The 14854-nt window shown below is 68.7% G+C and carries 16 protein-coding genes and 2 pseudogenes; 12 read left to right on the top strand and 6 right to left on the bottom strand.

Features of this window, described 5'->3' with window-relative positions; all coding sequences use genetic code 11:
* Positions 1-14 precede the first annotated feature (14 nt).
* The 9 genes and pseudogenes from P1N55_RS00590 to P1N55_RS00545 all read left to right on the top strand — a co-directional run bounded on the left by P1N55_RS00590 (position 15) and on the right by P1N55_RS00545 (position 8928).
* The gene (locus tag P1N55_RS00590) at positions 15-1115 is read left to right on the top strand and encodes an AI-2E family transporter (protein ID WP_276277106.1); all 1101 of its coding nucleotides are present in this window, start codon (positions 15-17) and stop codon (positions 1113-1115) included.
* A 106-nt stretch (positions 1116-1221) separates the two neighbouring features.
* A complete protein-coding gene (locus P1N55_RS00585) occupies positions 1222-3096 on the top strand; it encodes an ABC transporter substrate-binding protein (RefSeq protein ID WP_276277105.1) in 1875 nt (624 codons plus the stop codon).
* Positions 3093-4061, top strand: coding sequence for an ABC transporter permease (locus P1N55_RS00580; RefSeq protein ID WP_276277104.1), 969 nt, complete (start codon positions 3093-3095; stop codon positions 4059-4061). Before P1N55_RS00585 ends, P1N55_RS00580 begins: the two co-directional genes overlap by 4 nt.
* A pseudogene (locus P1N55_RS19525) lies at positions 4061-5235 on the top strand (ABC transporter permease). The gene P1N55_RS00580 and the pseudogene P1N55_RS19525 overlap by 1 nt, the downstream one beginning before the upstream one ends.
* The gene (locus P1N55_RS00565) at positions 5232-6287 is read left to right on the top strand and encodes an ABC transporter ATP-binding protein (protein WP_276277101.1); all 1056 of its coding nucleotides are present in this window, start codon (positions 5232-5234) and stop codon (positions 6285-6287) included. Before P1N55_RS19525 ends, P1N55_RS00565 begins: the two are co-directional and overlap by 4 nt.
* A pseudogene (locus P1N55_RS00560) lies at positions 6256-7068 on the top strand (ABC transporter ATP-binding protein); the annotation flags it as partial. The gene P1N55_RS00565 and the pseudogene P1N55_RS00560, both read left to right, overlap by 32 nt.
* A gap of 55 nt (positions 7069-7123) precedes the next feature.
* Positions 7124-7594, top strand: a complete 471-nt coding sequence (locus tag P1N55_RS00555; RefSeq protein WP_276278768.1) for a hypothetical protein — start codon at positions 7124-7126, stop codon at positions 7592-7594.
* Positions 7595-7690: 96 nt separating this feature from the next.
* Complete coding sequence (gene msrB / locus P1N55_RS00550) at positions 7691-8101, top strand: peptide-methionine (R)-S-oxide reductase MsrB (RefSeq protein WP_276277100.1); 411 nt, start codon at positions 7691-7693, stop codon at positions 8099-8101.
* An 86-nt stretch (positions 8102-8187) separates the two neighbouring features.
* Positions 8188-8928 carry a hypothetical protein gene (locus tag P1N55_RS00545; RefSeq protein WP_276277099.1) on the top strand — a complete coding sequence of 247 codons (741 nt, stop codon included), beginning with the start codon at positions 8188-8190 and terminating at the stop codon, positions 8926-8928.
* Here P1N55_RS00545 and P1N55_RS00540 read toward each other — a convergent pair.
* From P1N55_RS00540 to P1N55_RS00515, 6 genes are all read right to left on the bottom strand, one after another.
* On the bottom strand, positions 8919-9158 hold the full coding sequence (locus P1N55_RS00540) for a glutaredoxin family protein (protein ID WP_276277098.1): 240 nt from the start codon (positions 9156-9158) through the stop codon (positions 8919-8921). The genes P1N55_RS00545 and P1N55_RS00540 overlap by 10 nt on opposite strands.
* A gap of 69 nt (positions 9159-9227) precedes the next feature.
* Positions 9228-9692, bottom strand: coding sequence for a nucleoside-diphosphate kinase (ndk, locus tag P1N55_RS00535; protein ID WP_276277097.1), 465 nt, complete (start codon positions 9690-9692; stop codon positions 9228-9230).
* Complete coding sequence (locus tag P1N55_RS00530; protein WP_276277096.1) at positions 9692-10057, bottom strand: 50S ribosomal protein L24e; 366 nt, start codon at positions 10055-10057, stop codon at positions 9692-9694. The genes ndk and P1N55_RS00530 overlap by 1 nt, the downstream gene beginning before the upstream one ends.
* A 3-nt stretch (positions 10058-10060) precedes the next feature.
* On the bottom strand, positions 10061-10288 hold the full coding sequence (locus P1N55_RS00525; protein ID WP_276277095.1) for a 30S ribosomal protein S28e: 228 nt from the start codon (positions 10286-10288) through the stop codon (positions 10061-10063).
* Positions 10289-10299: 11 nt separating this feature from the next.
* Complete coding sequence (rpl7ae, locus tag P1N55_RS00520) at positions 10300-10662, bottom strand: 50S ribosomal protein L7Ae (RefSeq protein ID WP_276277094.1); 363 nt, start codon at positions 10660-10662, stop codon at positions 10300-10302.
* Between the two features lie 213 nt (positions 10663-10875).
* On the bottom strand, positions 10876-11886 hold the full coding sequence (locus P1N55_RS00515) for an NAD(P)H-dependent flavin oxidoreductase (RefSeq protein ID WP_379690263.1): 1011 nt from the start codon (positions 11884-11886) through the stop codon (positions 10876-10878).
* Between the two features lie 78 nt (positions 11887-11964).
* On the opposite strand from P1N55_RS00515, the gene tmcA reads away from it, so the two are divergent.
* From tmcA to P1N55_RS00500, 3 genes are read left to right on the top strand one after another with little or no spacing between them, the layout of a single operon-like run.
* Positions 11965-14205: a tRNA(Met) cytidine acetyltransferase TmcA gene (gene tmcA / locus P1N55_RS00510; protein ID WP_276277092.1), complete on the top strand. Its 2241-nt coding sequence runs from the start codon at positions 11965-11967 to the stop codon at positions 14203-14205.
* Complete coding sequence (locus P1N55_RS00505) at positions 14202-14693, top strand: DUF456 domain-containing protein (protein ID WP_276277091.1); 492 nt, start codon at positions 14202-14204, stop codon at positions 14691-14693. The genes tmcA and P1N55_RS00505 overlap by 4 nt, the downstream gene beginning before the upstream one ends.
* Positions 14690-14854 carry a hypothetical protein gene (locus P1N55_RS00500; RefSeq protein ID WP_276277090.1) on the top strand — a complete coding sequence of 55 codons (165 nt, stop codon included), beginning with the start codon at positions 14690-14692 and terminating at the stop codon, positions 14852-14854. Before P1N55_RS00505 ends, P1N55_RS00500 begins: the two co-directional genes overlap by 4 nt.

The raw sequence follows: 14854 nt of genomic DNA, 5'->3' as shown, positions 1-14854 counted from the left end.
CTGCAGGAAGTGATATGGACGAGAAACGGCTCGTCGTCGCCCTCTTTGGCGTCCTCGTCACACTGGTCATCGGTGTGCTCGCCTACCAGTTCATCGCGGCGCTGACGGTGTCGGTGTTCCTCTATTACTCGACCCGGCGGTTCTACAAGTCGCTGCGGCGGCTCCGACTGCCGGCCCGCGTCCGCGCGGTGATCGTCATGGCGTCGCTCGTGCTCCCGCTATTGTTGCTTGTGACATACGCCGGCGTGTTGCTCGTCATCGAGTCCCGCCAGTTCGTCGAACAGTACGACCTCCTGACCGTGGCCGCGACGCACGTCGCCTGGCTGGACGACGTGGGAACGATGCCGGACCTGACCATCGAGGGGCTCTACGGGGCCTACCAGTCCGGCCAGTTCTCACCGGTGCTCAAGTTCGTCGGCGACCACGCGGCGCTGGTGACGTCGGTGGTCTCGAACTTCTTCCTGAACCTCTTTATCAGCGTCATCGTCACCTACTACCTCCTGGTTGACGGCGGGCGCATCCGCGAGTGGCTGTTGCGCTTCGACGACGACGCCGTGATTCGGGAGTACCTGGAGGCCGTGGACGCGGAACTCGAGGCGGTCCTCTTCGGGAACCTGCTGAACGTCGTCGCCATCTCGCTGATCGCCATCGCCGCGTTCTCCGGGTACAACGCGCTGGTCCCGGCGGCCGTAGAGGTCCCCTACCCGGCCCTGGCGGGGGCCCTGACCGGCATCGCGAGTCTGGTCCCCGTCGTGGGCATGAAAGTCGTCTACCTCCCGCTGACCGGCATCACCGCGCTCCCCGTCGTGCTCGGCGGCGACTCGTCGCTACTGGTGTTCGTGCTCGTCTTCCTCGTCGTCGCCGTCGTCGTGGTCGACACGGTCCCTGACCTGCTCTTGCGACCGCTGCTCAGCGGCGAGAACACGCACGTCGGGTTGTTGATGCTCGCGTACACGCTCGGCCCGGTCGTGCTGGGCTTTTATGGCCTCTTCTTCGCGCCGATACTGCTCGTCGTGGGGCTGACGTTCGCGACGACGGCCCTCCCACGACTTCTTGGGGCCGACGAACCCGGCGGCGTCGCGCCGGACCAGTTGCGCCTCGACGACTTCCGGTGACGCCGACCCGGGACGCAGTGGAAAGCGGACCCCGGGGTCAGCACGGCCGCGCAGGCGGCGACGCAGACCGACAATTAATAATCGTACGGTACTGTTTCGCTAGATAATGCCAAACAAGGATTCGGAACCGACGTCGCTCTACCGACCGAATCGGCGGGACCTCTTAAAAACGCTCGGGGTCGGTGCGTCGGCGTCCATCGCCGGCTGTAGCGTCTTCGGCGGTGGTGGAAGCGAGAGCGGCAGCGGACAGGAGGGCGGCGACGGCGGTTCGACGGACGGGTCGGGGCCACGACAGCCCTCGGGCGAGTTCGTGGGCGTCGCGGGGTCGGACGCCAACGGGCTGAACTGGCTCTACACGAACGACACAACCTCTGGTGCGTACGTCGGCCTGACGCTCGACGGGGCGTGGGCCGTCGACAACGACCAGAACGTGTTCCCGCTCTGGGCCGAGCCCTCGACGGAGGACGGGCAGACCTACCGGATTACCCTCCGCGACAACCTCCAGTGGGGCGGCGACTACGGGCAGATGACCGCCGAGGACTGGGTGTACATGATCAGGAACGTCTTCCAGGGCGAGGACAACTGGGCGGGCTACACCAGCGCCACCGACTGGTTCCGCCAGGGGGAACCGATACCGGTCGAGCAGGTCGACGAGCTCACCTTCGAGCTCCAGCTGCCGGAGGTCGACCCGACGTTCCCGCTGAAGCCCATCCTGTGGGGACAGAACTGTCTGCCGAAGGGAATCCTCGAGAAGTACGTCCCCGAGAAGGACGCCGAGGGCCTCCAGCAGGACGAGGAGATACTGAACCTCGAGTACACGGGCAACCTCGGCCCCTACACGTTCGAGGAGTGGAACCGGGAGTCGCAGTTCCGCACCACGCGCAACGAGGACTACTACCTCCGCGACGTCGAGGGACTGGGCGAGGAGTGGACGAACGCCCCGTACTTCGAGTCGTACCGGATACAGGTCATCCCGGAGGAGTCCTCGCGGCTGAACGCCCTGCGCGAGGGCGAGGTCACCACAGCCGGCATCCCGCCGAAGAACGCCACGGAGTTCCAGGACTTAGAGAGCGTCGACGTCTACGTCCAGCCACAGCCGTTCGTCCAGGCCATCAAGTACAACATGCGGGCCAACGGCTGGGAGCTGTTCCGGGAGATACCGGTCCGCCAGGCGTTCGTGATGGCGGTCAACAAGGAGACGCTCGCGAACAACCTCTTCCGGGGGTTCGCGGAGCCGGCCTACACCATGCAACCGCAGTTCTCGAAGTGGTACGTCTCGGAGGGGATGGACCAGTACACCTTCGGGACCGGCGACCTGTACGGGAGCGAGGTCGCCAGGCGGCGGATGCGCCGGGGCATCGAGGGGACCGACTATCGATACGACGGCGACACGCTGGTCGACCCCGACGGTGACGACGTGAGGCTCTCGCTGTTTGCGAGTTCCGCCAGCCAGGTCAACCAGACTCTCGCCGAACTCATCAAACAGGAGGTCGAACGGAACCTCGGCGTCGGCATCTCGATAGAGACCGTCCCGGGGAACACCTTCCAGCAGAACTACGCCGCGAACAGTTCGCCAGAGGGAGAGGAGGTGCCCTGGAAGGCTGGCCTGTTCAACGGCGGTCCCCGGGACGTCTCGGTCAGCCAGGAGCCGTGGGACATGTCCATCGTGCTCGGGTTCAACACCTACCCGCGGACGCCCAGTTCCAGCGCCGTCTTCTTCCAGGAGCGGGGCAGCGTCAACTACTTCGGCTACGTCCCCGAGTCGAACATCTCCCAGCTCTACGCGGAGGCCTCACGGACCGTCGACGAGGAACAGCGCCGTGAACTGTACGGCGAGGTGTTCCAGAAGCTCGCCCGCGAACAGCCCTTCGGCTTCCTCATCATGGAGTCGGACATCACGGGCGCCCAGGACGAGCTCGTCGGCCCGACAGACACCTTCGCCAGCGGGTGGAACTCACAGACGTACTACTTCGACAGATGAGGTGGTACGTCGCGAGACGCCTCCTGTGGGCGGTCGTCGCCACGTTCATCATCCTCTCTATCACCTGGGCGCTGCTGTTCGTGACACAGCAGCAGGCGCTGGCGTCCATCCAGTTCCAGGCGGCCACGAGCGGCGGGGACGCCGAGGCCGCGAAGGAGGCCTTCGAGGCCCAGCGCGGCCTCGACCGGCCCCTCTGGGAGCAGTACAGCAGTTACATGACGAACATGGCGACGGGGAACTGGGGCTACAGCACCTCGCGGGGCCAGCCGGTGACCGCCGCCATCATGGAGGCGCTCCCCTACACGGTGATGTACTCCGTCCCGTGGACGATCCTGACCGTCGCGTTCGGCCTCGGTATCGGCCTGTACTCGGCGACCCACCAGTACTCCCGGTTCGACTACGCCGCGACGTTCGCCGCCTTCTTCGGGTACGCCATCCCGAACTTCTGGTTTGGCATCATCCTGCTGGTGGTCTTCGGGGTCCACCTCGACCTGGTGCCCATCGTCTTCAACCCCGAGGCGCCCGTCTTCAGCCTCGAGAACGTCAGGCAGCTGGTCCTCCCCGTGTTCGTCCTCACCACGGGGTCGATAGCCAGCCTGACCCGCTACACCCGCGCGGAGGCGCTGGAGTACGTCGAGGCCACGTTCACGAAGACGGCCAAGGCCAAGGGCGTCTCGGACCGCCGCATCCTGCTCTTGCACGTCCTGCGACCCGCGGCAGTGCCGCTCTCGACGATCCTGGTCGCGGACCTGCTGGGCCTTTTCATCGCGAGTTCATACCTCGTGGAGGTCGTCTTCGGCATCCCGGGGCTCGGCCAGCTGAGTTTCAGGGCCATCCAGACACAGGACACGGCGCTGGTGCTCGCGACGACGCTCATCGGCGTGTTCATCGCCATCGTCGGGAACCTGCTGCAGGACATCGCCTACACGGTGCTGGACCCGCGAATCGACTACGGTGATCGGTGATGAGTTCCGACACACCCAGACGTCGGTTCGAGGACATCGACTGGGAGGCAGACAGGGGCGTCGTGATGAGTCGCCAGACCGCGGGCTTCCTGGCGACGCTCGCGGCGCTCGGAGTGACCTTCGCGTACGACTACATCCGCGAGGCGCCGCTGTTCTCCCCCAACCCCGTCCTCCGGGACGGCTGGGACCTCACCCAGCTGGACTGGCTGTTCCTGCTCTCGCTGGCGCTCTTTGCCTTCTACTTCGTCGTCCCCCTGGTGACCCACCGGCGGATGACCGCCCACTACTGGCGGCAGTTCCGCAAGAACCGGGCGGCGGTGATCAGCCTCGGGTACCTCGCCGTCGTCGTCGTCCTGGGGCTGGTCGGCCCCCTCGTCGTCACGAAACCGTCCGTCGAACTGATACAGAGCTCCAGCCGCCGGTCGGGTTCGCCGTCGACAGCTCCATCCCGCTGCAGTGTGTCGGCGAGACGGTCGAGGGTCGGTGTCGGGGCAGCTGGCAGTTCCCGCTGGGGACGACCGGCGACGGGAAGGACATCCTCGCGCTCGTGGTGCTGGGGATGCGGGTCTCGATACGCATCGGCCTCATCACCTCCTTTCTCATCATCAGCATCGGTGCGACGGTGGGTACCGTCGCCGCCTACGTCGGCGGCCTCGTCGACGAGGTGCTGATGCGCTACGTCGACATCCAGCAGGTCTTCCCCTCCTTCCTGCTGTACCTGCTGCTCATCTTCCTCTTCGGCGGCAGTCTGCTGATGTTCATCCTCGTCTTCGGCCTGTTCAGCTGGGGCGGGACCGCCCGCCTGGTCCGCAGCGCGGCGCTCCAGCGCTCGGAGGACGAGTACGTCGCCGTCGCGCGGGCGGCCGGGGCCGACACGAGCCACGTCATCCGCCGGCACATCCTCCCGAACGTCTCCGGGACGGTCATCACCAACCTGACGCTGCTGATCCCCGGCCTCATCCTCTTCGAGGCCGGCCTGGCTTTCCTCTCGCTGGGCGATCCGACGATTCCCTCCTGGGGCCAGACCATCGCCGCCGGGCGCTCGGACCTCCGGACGGCCTGGTGGGTCTCGACCGTCCCCGGCGTCTTCCTCTTTTTGACCATCCTGGCGTTCAACTTCGTGGGCGACGCGTTCCGCGACGCGCTGGACCCCCGCTCGGAGGGTGACCGATGAGCGGGCAGCGACAGCGGACGGCCGACCCGGGGACGGAGGGCCCGCTGCTTTCGGTCCGGGACCTCACCGTCGAGTTCGAGACCGAGCGGGGGACGCTGCGGGCCGTCGACGACGTCTCCTTCGACGTCGACCGCGGCGAGACGGTCTGTATCGTCGGCGAGAGCGGGAGCGGGAAGACGGTCACCGCCGAGACCATCACGAAACTGATTCCGACGCCACCGGGGCACATTCTGGACGGCACGGTCGAACTCGAGGGGCGCAACCTGCTCGACCTCTCGGAGCGACAGCTCCGGAAAGTCCGTGGGGACCGCATCGCCCACGTCTTCCAGAACCCACAGGACGCCCTGAACCACTGTTTCACCGTCGGCTGGCAGATCCGCGAGGCCATCCAGACCCACGAGGACGTCGGGGACAGGGCAGCCCGTGAGCGGGCGATAACGCTCTTAGACCGGGTGGGCATCCCCGACGCGACGAGCCGGTACGACGAGTACCCCCACGAGTTCTCTGGCGGGATGCGCCAGCGAGTGGTCGTCGCGATGGCGCTGGCCTCGAGCCCGGACCTGCTCGTCGCCGACGAGCCGACCACCGCGCTCGACGTCACCATCCAGGCGCAGCTGCTCGACCTCTTAGAGGAGATCCAGGATGAGTTCGGCATGTCCATCCTGCTCATCACCCACGACCTGGGCGTGGTCGCCGAACTGGCCGACCGCGTGGTCGTGATGTACGCCGGCCGGGTGATGGAGCGCGGGGGCGTCTACGACGTCTTCGACGCGCCGGCCCACCCCTACACCAAGGCCATGTTCGACTGTCTCCCCGGCCGGGGGCGGGATCTCCGGGCCATCGAGGGGACGCTGCCGGACCTTCGCGACCCGCCGCCGGGGTGTCGGTTCGCCGGCCGGTGTGACTTCGCCCGCGAGGAGTGTCACACCGGGACCCAGCCTCCGCTGTACGACGTCGGCAACGGACAGGACGCCTCCTGCGTGTACTACGGGCCCGACGGTGACCCCGAGGCGCTCCGCGATGGCCACGGGGAGGGCGATCACGATGAGTGAGCCGCCGCTGTTCGAGATCGAGAACCTGGAGAAGCACTTCCCGATAACCAAGGGCGTGCTCAGGCGGCAGGTCGGCGCGGTCAAGGCCGTCGACGGCATCGATCTGACGGTCGAACGTGGCGAGACGGTCGGTCTCGTCGGGGAATCGGGCTGTGGGAAGTCGACGGCGGCCCGGACGATGGTCAGGCTCGAGGACCCGACGGGCGGGGCCATCCGCTTCGAAGGGGAAGACGTCACCGACGTGACCGGGAGCGAGCTCAAGGCCTACCGGCGCGACGTCCAGATGATATTCCAGGACCCCAGTGCCAGCTTCGACCCGCGGATGACCATCGGCGAGTCCGTCGCCGAACCGCTCGTCATCCACGGCGTCGCCGATCGGGCGCTCCGCCGGGAGGTCACACAGGACCTGCTGGAGCGGGTGGGCCTGTCCGCCGACGACGTCGACCGATACCCCCACGAGTTCTCGGGCGGACAGAAACAGCGCATCGCGCTGGCCCGGGCGCTCGTGCTCAACCCGGACGTGCTCATCGCGGACGAACCGACGAGCGCGCTGGACGTCTCGGTCAAGTCCGAGATCCTGACGCTCATCGAGGACGTCCAGGCCGAGTTCGGACTGGGCCTGTTGCTCATCAGCCACGACATGGGCGTCGTCCGCGAGGTCTGTGACCGGACGGCCGTGATGTACTTAGGCGAGATCGTCGAGCAGGCGCCCACCGAGCAGCTGTTCACGTCGCCGCGACACCCATACACGGAGGTGCTCGTCGCCTCGATACCGACCATCGACCCGCGCGAGCGCGGCCAGCGCGTCCGCCTGTCCGGAGACGTCCCGTCCGCGAGTGCGCCCGAGCGGGTGCCGGTTCCACACCCGCTGTCCGAAGGTCATCCCGCCCGACGGGTACGACCTCGAGCAGTCCGCCTGGCGGGCCGTCCTCGACTTCCGCCAGCGCCTCGCGTCGGCGGGCATCGACCAGGCGGGCGTCCGCGAGTTCGTCGCCGCGTCGGCCGACGTCCCCGTCGAGACGGTCACCGACGGCCAGGTCCGCGACGCCGTCCGCGAGGAGTTCGGCATCCCGGACAGCCTCTCGGATCCGGAGGTCGACGCGATACTGCGCGATGCGCTCGAGCTCGTCGTCGACGGGGCGGACGACCGGGCCCACGAGCGCCTCGTCGAGGCGTTCCCGACGGTCTGTGCCCGCGAGGCGCCGCCGGAGACGTGGGTCGACGACGACCACCGCGCGGCGTGTCACCTCCTCGAGTCCGACGCGGACAGTCCTCGCCCGGCCGATACGTCCGCGCCAGAGCGGTGAGTCGGGCGTGTCGTCCGGTCGGTTTCGGAGCCGCTGATCTCTGGGAACTCCCCCGCTCGCCGGGCGCTTATATCCGTCCAGCCCCTATACTGCGGTATGAGCGAAACCGAGGGCGAACTCCCGGAGAACGACGCCGAGTGGCGCGAACTGCTGACCGAGGAGGAGTACCGCATCCTGCGCGAGGCGGGGACCGAACCGCGGTTCAGTAGCGACTTGCTGGACATCAAGGACGACGGCGTGTTCGCCTGTGCGGGCTGTGGCGCCGAACTGTTCGACAGCGACGAGAAGTTCGAATCGGGTACCGGGTGGCCGAGCTTCTGGGACGTGCTCGAGGAGGGCACCGTGGAGACGCGACTCGACACCAGCCACGGGATGCGCCGCACGGAGGTCGTCTGTGCGACCTGTGAGGGCCACCTGGGACACGTCTTCGACGACGGACCCGACCCGACGGGCAAGCGGTACTGCATCAACGGGGCCGCGCTGGACTTCGTGCCCGACGACGAGTGAGAACGGCAGCCTCACTGACACGAGGCGGTCGAATCCACCGCAATACTTTCGGTGGTGTGTGACGGTCACAGGGATAGAGTAGCGCTGTGACCACAGACCACGCCGAGCCAGCCGACGCATCGACCGACGACCACCTGCTCGCGCCATCGGTCCGGGCCTTCCCGTGGCTCCCCGCGGGCCTCGCGGCCGTCGCCACCTTCCTCCTCGAGTACCTCGTCGTCGCGACCATCTTCGTCGTCGGCCCCTCGTCGGTCGACCGGAGCGCGGCGCCTATCGACTCCACGGCCGCCGTCGTCATCCAGTACGGGCACATCCTGTTCAACGCCCACCACGTGCCCACGGTGACCCGCGCGACCATCAAGATCGGGGGGTCGCCGTTCGGGAACGACCTCTACTTCGCGACCGGGGCGTCGGTCCCGCCGGTCGTGTTCTTCCTCGTGCCCGTCGTGGCACTTTTCGCCGCCGGCGCGCTGTTCGAGACGTATCGCCCGGGGACACCCGCCGAGAGCGTTCTCGAGGAGAGCGCGCTCGTCGGCACCGGGTTCACCGTCGGCTACCTCCTGTGTGGTGTCGCCGGGACGTTCGTCCTGGTACAGCAGTGGGCGCTGGTCGCCCAGGAGGAGACGGTCGGAACCGCATCACAGGGCCCGATGCTGTCGGTGACGTTCGTGGCGTTCTTCCTGTTCCCGATGGTGCTCGTCACACTCGGCGCGGCGGCGGTTGCCTACCGCCGGTCCCGGACCGACGACGCGATCGGGCCTCCCGAGGACGGCGACCCAGCTGGCGAGCCAGCCGCCGCGGTGCCGGCCGACGACGATCAGGCGTAGGTCTGCTCGGCGAACTCCAGGATGCGCTCCGACTCGGCCATCGTGACGCCGTGGTCCTCGTCGACGAGGACCGGCACGCCCCGCTGGCCGGAGACGCGCTTGACCTCGTCGCGCTTCGAGTGCAGCGCCTCGACCCACGCCGTCTCGTACTCGACGTCGAGTTCGTCCAGCCGGTCGGCGACCTTCTCGCAGTACGGGCACCCGTCGAGCTGGTAGAGTGTTCGACTCATACCCGCCGGTAGGGGCGGGTCCCTGAAGGTGGTTGCGCTCGGCGAAGCCCGGGACGACCGAGGCCGGGCTTACTCGTAGAGCCAGGTCTCGTCGATGCGGTCCCAGTCGACGAGCTCGTCCTCGTCGAAGAACAGCGAAATCTCGCGCTCGTTCGCGCCGGGGTCCTCGTCGTCGGAGCCGTGGATGACGTTCCGACCGAGGTCCAGCCCGTAGTCACCGCGGATGGTGCCGGGAGCGGACTCGGCGGGGTCCGTCTCGCCCATCATGGTGCGGACCTGGCTGACCGCGTCCTGGCCCTCCAGGACCATCGCGAAGACCGGGCCCGACGTGATGAACTCGACCAGGTCGTCGAAGAACGGCTTGTCCTCGTGTTCGCCGTAGTGGTCCTCGGCCAGCTCCCGGTCGATCTGCATGAACTTGCCGCCGACCAGCTTCAGGCCGCGGTCCTCGAACCGGGAGACGATGTCCCCGATGAGGCCACGCTGGACCCCGTCGGGCTTGACCATCACGAAGGTGCGCTCGGTGTCGGCCATTACGCCTCAGCCTCCTCTGCTTCCTCGTCGTCCTCGTCGGCGTCGTTGTCGAGGTCCTCTTCGGCGGCTTCGAGGTCGGGCGCGGCGTCCTCGTCGTCCTCGTCGGCGTCTTCGGCCTCGTCGACCGAGGTGGTCTCGGCTTCCGCTTCGTCTTCGTCGGCCTCGTCGTCCTCGACGACGGTCCCTTCGGGGCCGCGACCGGACTCGGTCCACTCGAGCGTCCGGGGCTCGCGGCCGAGGTCGGCGTTGTTCTCGCACTTCGAGGAACAGAAGTGCGTGGTCGATCCGTCGTTGCTGACGAACATCGTGCCCGTGCCGGGCTCGATGTCCGCACCGCAGTAGTCACACTCGCGTGTTCGGGGCATCGGTTACTGACCTCCGATGGAGTCGGCCTCGCGGGCCGTTTCGCGCAGCTGGAGGACGTCGCCCTCGCGGACCGGGCCGAGCACGTTCCGGGTGATGATGCGACCCTGGTTCTCGCCCTCGCGGATGCGGCACTTGACCTGCATGGCCTCGCCGTGCATCCCCGTCCGGCCCACGACTTCGATGACCTCTGCGGGCGTGGCGCCGCTGCCTTCGGATTCCTCAGCGCTCATGTTCGGTCACCTCAGCGGAGCTCCTCGACCTTGTCCGCGATGTCCTCGACGTCGGCCTCGGCCTCGCCGGCGTCGACGATGGCGGCCGCGGCCGAGCCGACCTCGAGACCGGCGGCGTGACCGAGGTCGTCCTGCTGCTCGACGAAGATGAAGGGGACGCCCTTCTCGTCGGCGAGCTCCGGGATGTGCATGACGATCTCCTCGGGCTGGACGTCCTCGGCGACGAGGACGAGCGCCGCGGAGCCACGCTCGATGGACTTGGTCGTCTCGTTGGTTCCTTTCTTGACGCTTCCTGTATCTCGTGCGACTTCCAGCGCTTCGAGGGCGTCGTCCTCGAGGTCGGCCGGAACGTCGAAATCTACGTATACTGGCATTTGTGTGGTCACCTCCTGCACGCGGGCTCACGCTCCCCCGCCGTGACGCGGCCGAAGCCGCGGCGCACCACGCTGGTGCGCGGTTTCCTGAGAAGGCTGGGAGCATCATCAACCCGGCGCAGGCTGTACCCGTTTCTGTGCCACCAGCCCTAAAAGCGCTTTCGAAGCCGAAATCCCGTGCCAGCGCGGCACACGGTCGTCGTCGGGGGGTCTTCACCGTCGAACGGCCTCGGTGGCACCGTCGAGCGCGACGACGGCCTCGCTGAGCAGTGACTCGACCACGGTCGCGGCCGGCGGCGCGTCGGTGGTCACCCCGACGCTCTGTCCGGCGTAGTGCGGGAGCGCGTCGACGTCGCCCGCCATGCCCGCGAGCGGCGGCACGTCGGCGTACCGCTCGACGGGGTCGCCATCGGCCGTCGTCGCCACGGTATCGCCGACGCCGGGGCGCTCGTCTCCTCCCTCCGCGGCGGCAGCCTGTACGTCGCCCGTCTCTATGACGCGATGCGGTTGGTCAGGCCAGCCACGGTCGAACAGTTCGGTGCGTCGAGTCGCCGTCTCGGGGGCGTCGGTGAGCGTCGAACGATAGGACTCGTGTGCACCCGATTCCGCGGTCGCCACGAACCGGGTGCCGAGCCACACGCCGTCGGCGCCCAGCGACAGGGCGGCAGCGACCCCGCGGCCGTCTCCGATACCCCCCGCGGCGACGACCGGAACGTCTATTGACTCGGCGACACGCGGGACCAGCGCCATCGTCGTCACGTCGCTCTGGACGTGGCCACCGGATTCGGCCCCCTGAGCGACGACCACGTCGGCACCAGCCGCGACCGCCTCGCGTGCTTCTGCGGCGCTGCCGACGGTCACCAGTGCCACACCGCCAGCGTCGTGGACGCGGTCGACGTAGGGACCGGCGTCGCCGAACGAGAACGAGACCACCGTCGCACCGGCGTCGAGACAGGCATCGAGGCACGCAGACGGCGAGCGCGTCCCGGTCGAGTCGTCGAGGACGACGTTGACGCCGACGACCCCGTCGGTGCGGTCAGTCGCGGCCTGGTACGCCTCGGCGACTGCACCGTGCTCACGCCAGGACATCGCGAGCAGCCCCAGACCGCCGGCGTCGGCGACGGCGGCTGCGAGTTCGGGCGTCGAGACGCTCCCGACGGGGGCCTGTACGACGGGGTGCTCGATACCGAGCGCTGGACAGAGCGGCGTTCGGAGGGCGGGCATGGTCGGACATCGGTCCGACGGGCCAAAAATCGGGCGAACGACCGTCAACACCTTACTTCCGGCCGTGCCAGCCCCGGTATGGAACTGGCCCGGTCGCTGCGTGCCGAAGCCCGCCGGTCGAACGAGCGACGGCTCCTCGTTCTCTCCGGTACCTGCAATCGGGTTCGCGACCGCGCCATCGACGCACTGGACGCCGCCGGAATCCCACGGAGCGAGACGACGATCCTCGGCCCCGACCGGTTCGTCGACTGCGAGCAGTACCGACAGTCCCGCGGCGACGAACTGCTCGGCCGGACCCGAACCGCCGTCGTGCTGGACGCACACGCCGACCTCCGGCCGAACGCGCTGGGGCGCGCCGCTGGGGCCGTCGATGGTGGCGGACTGTTGATTCTGCTGACCCCGCCCCTGGACGGGTGGCCAGAGCAGCACGATGCATTCGACGAGACGCTCGCGGTGCTCCCCTTTACCGTCGACGACGTGACTGGGACCTTCCGCCGGCGACTCGTCGGGACGTTGCGTGCACACCGTGGCATCGCCATCGTCGACGTCGACGGCGACCGAATCGAGAGAGACGGGCTGACAGATCCGGCACCACGACTGGCCCGGACGCCACCGACGGCCCCGGCCGACGCGGCGTTCAGGCCAGAGACGTACGACGCCTGCCTCACCGACGACCAGGTCGCCGCCGTCCACGCGTTCGAACGACTCCGGGAGCCCAGACAGGCCGTCGTCGTCGAGGCCGACCGGGGCCGCGGGAAGTCGAGCGCCGCGGGACTCGCCGCGGCGAACCTCGCTCTGGACGGACAGGACGTGCTCGTGACGGCACCGAGTTACCGGAGTGCGGGCGAGGTGTTCGCGCGGGCGAGTTCGCTCTTCGAGGCGCTCGGCGTCGCCGTGACCGGGCACAGGGACGCGGACCCGCGGACGCTGACCGTCGGGGACGGACCCGGCCAGGTTCGGTTCGTGCCGCCGGCCGAGGCCGTCGCGCTGCCGGGCGACCCGGACGTGGTCGTCGTCGACGAGGCAGCCGCGCTCCCGGTCCGCCGCCTGGAAACGCTGCTTTCCGCGCCGGCCGTCGCGTTCACGACGACAGTCCACGGCTACGAGGGGGCGGGCCGGGGGTTCTCGGTCCGCTTCCGCGACCGGCTCGCAGAGAGCGACCACGAGGTGACCGACGTGTCGATGACGACGCCCATACGCTACGCCGAGGCCGACCCGGTCGAGGTGTGGGCGTTCAGGGCCTTGCTGCTCGACGCGCGGCCGCCGGTCGACCCGCTCGTCGCCGAGGCGACGCCGGAGAGGGTGGCCTACCGCCGCCTCTCGACTGCGGACCTGCTGGCCGACGAGCACCTGCTCCGGGAGGTCTTCGGCCTGCTGGTGCTGGCCCACTACCGCACGGAGCCGGCGGACCTCGCCCGCATGCTCGATGCCCCCAATCTCAGCGTCCGGGCGCTCACCCACGAGGGCCACGTCGTCAGCGTCGCGCTCCTGGCCCGCGAGGGCGACCTGTCGGCCGAGACCCGAGCGACGATGTACGGCGGCGGGCGCATCCGCGGCAACATGGTCCCCGACGTGCTGACTACCCAGCTGCGCGACGAGGCGGCGGGCGTCCCCGTCGGCCAGCGCGTCCTCCGCATCGCGACGCACGCCGCGGTGCGCTCGCAGGGCCTGGGGTCGCACCTGCTCGCGAAGGTCCACGAGGAGTTCGCGGATGACGTGGACTGGCTGGGCGTCGGCTACGGGGCGACGCCCGAGCTGGTCCGCTTCTGGCAGGAGAACGGCTACCACACGGTCCACCTCTCGACGACGCGCAACGACACGAGCGGGGAGTACTCGGCGGTGATGCTCCAGTCGACGTCTGTGGCGGGCGAGTCACTGGCGACCCGGCACGCCGCGTGGTTCTGTGACCGCATTCCGTCCGTGCTCACCGACGCGCTGGACGACTGCGACCCGGACGTGGTCCGGACGACCCTTGCGGCCGTCGCGGCGACGCCCGACGTCTCGCTCTCCGACCTGGAGTGGCGACTCGTCGCGGGCGTCCCCGGCGGCGCGTCGATACTCGACACCGACCCCGCGCCGTTCCGGGTGCTGACGCTCCGGCACCTCGTCGACCCGGCCGACCCCGACGCGCTGACGGCCGACCAGGAGCGCCTGCTCGTGCGGAAGGTCCTCCAGGCCGACGACTGGTCGACGGTCGCCGACGACCTCTCCTTCGTCTCGCGCCGTGAGTGCATGCGGGCGCTGGGGCGAGCCGTCGAAAGATTGACGCGTCTCTACGGCGACGACTGGGTACAGGAGGAACTCGACCGCCACGCATGATCTCGTCCGGGCTCTCGCTGGTGCTAGTCCTCGCCGCGTTCGCACTGCTCGTCGGGGCCGTCGTCGGCAGTCTCGTCCCGCAGGTCCCGGGAGCGCTGCTCTCGCTGGCCGGCGTTCTCCTCTACCGGTACGCGACGGGCGAGCCCGGCACGCTGCTGCTGGCCGGCCTGGTGCTCGTCGCCGTCCTGACCTGGGTCGTCGACGTCGCCGGCGGGGCCGTCGCCGCCCGCGTGGGCGGCGCGTCGAACCTCACGGCCGTCGTCGCCGGCATCGTCGGCCTCGTCCTCTTCTTCCTCACGGGGCCGCTCGGCATCATCCTCGGCGTCACGGCCACCGTCTTCCTCGTCGAGTTCCGCCGTCAGCAGGACGCCCGAAAGGGTGCGAAGGCCGCGCTGGTGACCACGGTGGGGATGCTCGCCTCGGGCATCGTCCAGGCGCTGCTGACCGGGTCGATTCTCGTCACCATGGTGGTGGTCGCGCTGCTATGACCGAGTGTGCCGAGGCGGACTGCGAGCGGGAGGCCGCCGTCGAACTCCACATCCCGTGGGACGCAAATCGGACGGTCTGTACGGCCCACGCCCGGGTCTGGTCGCAGAAAGACGGCGTCGTACCGGAACCCTTAGACGAGTTCGACGCTGAGTTTCGCTGA

Origin of the sequence: Haloarcula regularis (genome assembly GCF_029338315.1) — an archaeon.
GTDB lineage: Archaea > Halobacteriota > Halobacteria > Halobacteriales > Haloarculaceae > Haloarcula > Haloarcula regularis.
The sequence above is the reverse complement of the archived record's forward strand: the minus strand, read 5'-3'. Positions and strand labels throughout refer to the sequence as shown.

Bases quoted from the DNA above. Each gene is read 5' to 3' on its own strand.
- P1N55_RS00515 (WP_379690263.1), bottom strand. From the start codon at position 11,886: ATGCCCGCCCTCCGAACGCCGCTCTGTCCAGCGCTCGGTATCGAGCAC.
- rpl7ae (WP_276277094.1), bottom strand. From the start codon at position 10,662: ATGCCAGTATACGTAGATTTCGACGTTCCGGCCGACCTCGAGGACGAC.
- P1N55_RS00585 (WP_276277105.1), top strand. From the start codon at position 1,222: ATGCCAAACAAGGATTCGGAACCGACGTCGCTCTACCGACCGAATCGG.
- P1N55_RS00505 (WP_276277091.1), top strand. From the start codon at position 14,202: ATGATCTCGTCCGGGCTCTCGCTGGTGCTAGTCCTCGCCGCGTTCGCA.
- P1N55_RS00525 (WP_276277095.1), bottom strand. From the start codon at position 10,288: ATGAGCGCTGAGGAATCCGAAGGCAGCGGCGCCACGCCCGCAGAGGTC.
- P1N55_RS00530 (WP_276277096.1), bottom strand. From the start codon at position 10,057: ATGCCCCGAACACGCGAGTGTGACTACTGCGGTGCGGACATCGAGCCC.
- P1N55_RS00540 (WP_276277098.1), bottom strand. From the start codon at position 9,158: ATGAGTCGAACACTCTACCAGCTCGACGGGTGCCCGTACTGCGAGAAG.
- P1N55_RS00590 (WP_276277106.1), top strand. From the start codon at position 15: ATGGACGAGAAACGGCTCGTCGTCGCCCTCTTTGGCGTCCTCGTCACA.
- tmcA (WP_276277092.1), top strand. From the start codon at position 11,965: ATGGAACTGGCCCGGTCGCTGCGTGCCGAAGCCCGCCGGTCGAACGAG.
- P1N55_RS00565 (WP_276277101.1), top strand. From the start codon at position 5,232: ATGAGCGGGCAGCGACAGCGGACGGCCGACCCGGGGACGGAGGGCCCG.
- ndk (WP_276277097.1), bottom strand. From the start codon at position 9,692: ATGGCCGACACCGAGCGCACCTTCGTGATGGTCAAGCCCGACGGGGTC.
- msrB (WP_276277100.1), top strand. From the start codon at position 7,691: ATGAGCGAAACCGAGGGCGAACTCCCGGAGAACGACGCCGAGTGGCGC.
- P1N55_RS00500 (WP_276277090.1), top strand. From the start codon at position 14,690: ATGACCGAGTGTGCCGAGGCGGACTGCGAGCGGGAGGCCGCCGTCGAA.
- P1N55_RS00580 (WP_276277104.1), top strand. From the start codon at position 3,093: ATGAGGTGGTACGTCGCGAGACGCCTCCTGTGGGCGGTCGTCGCCACG.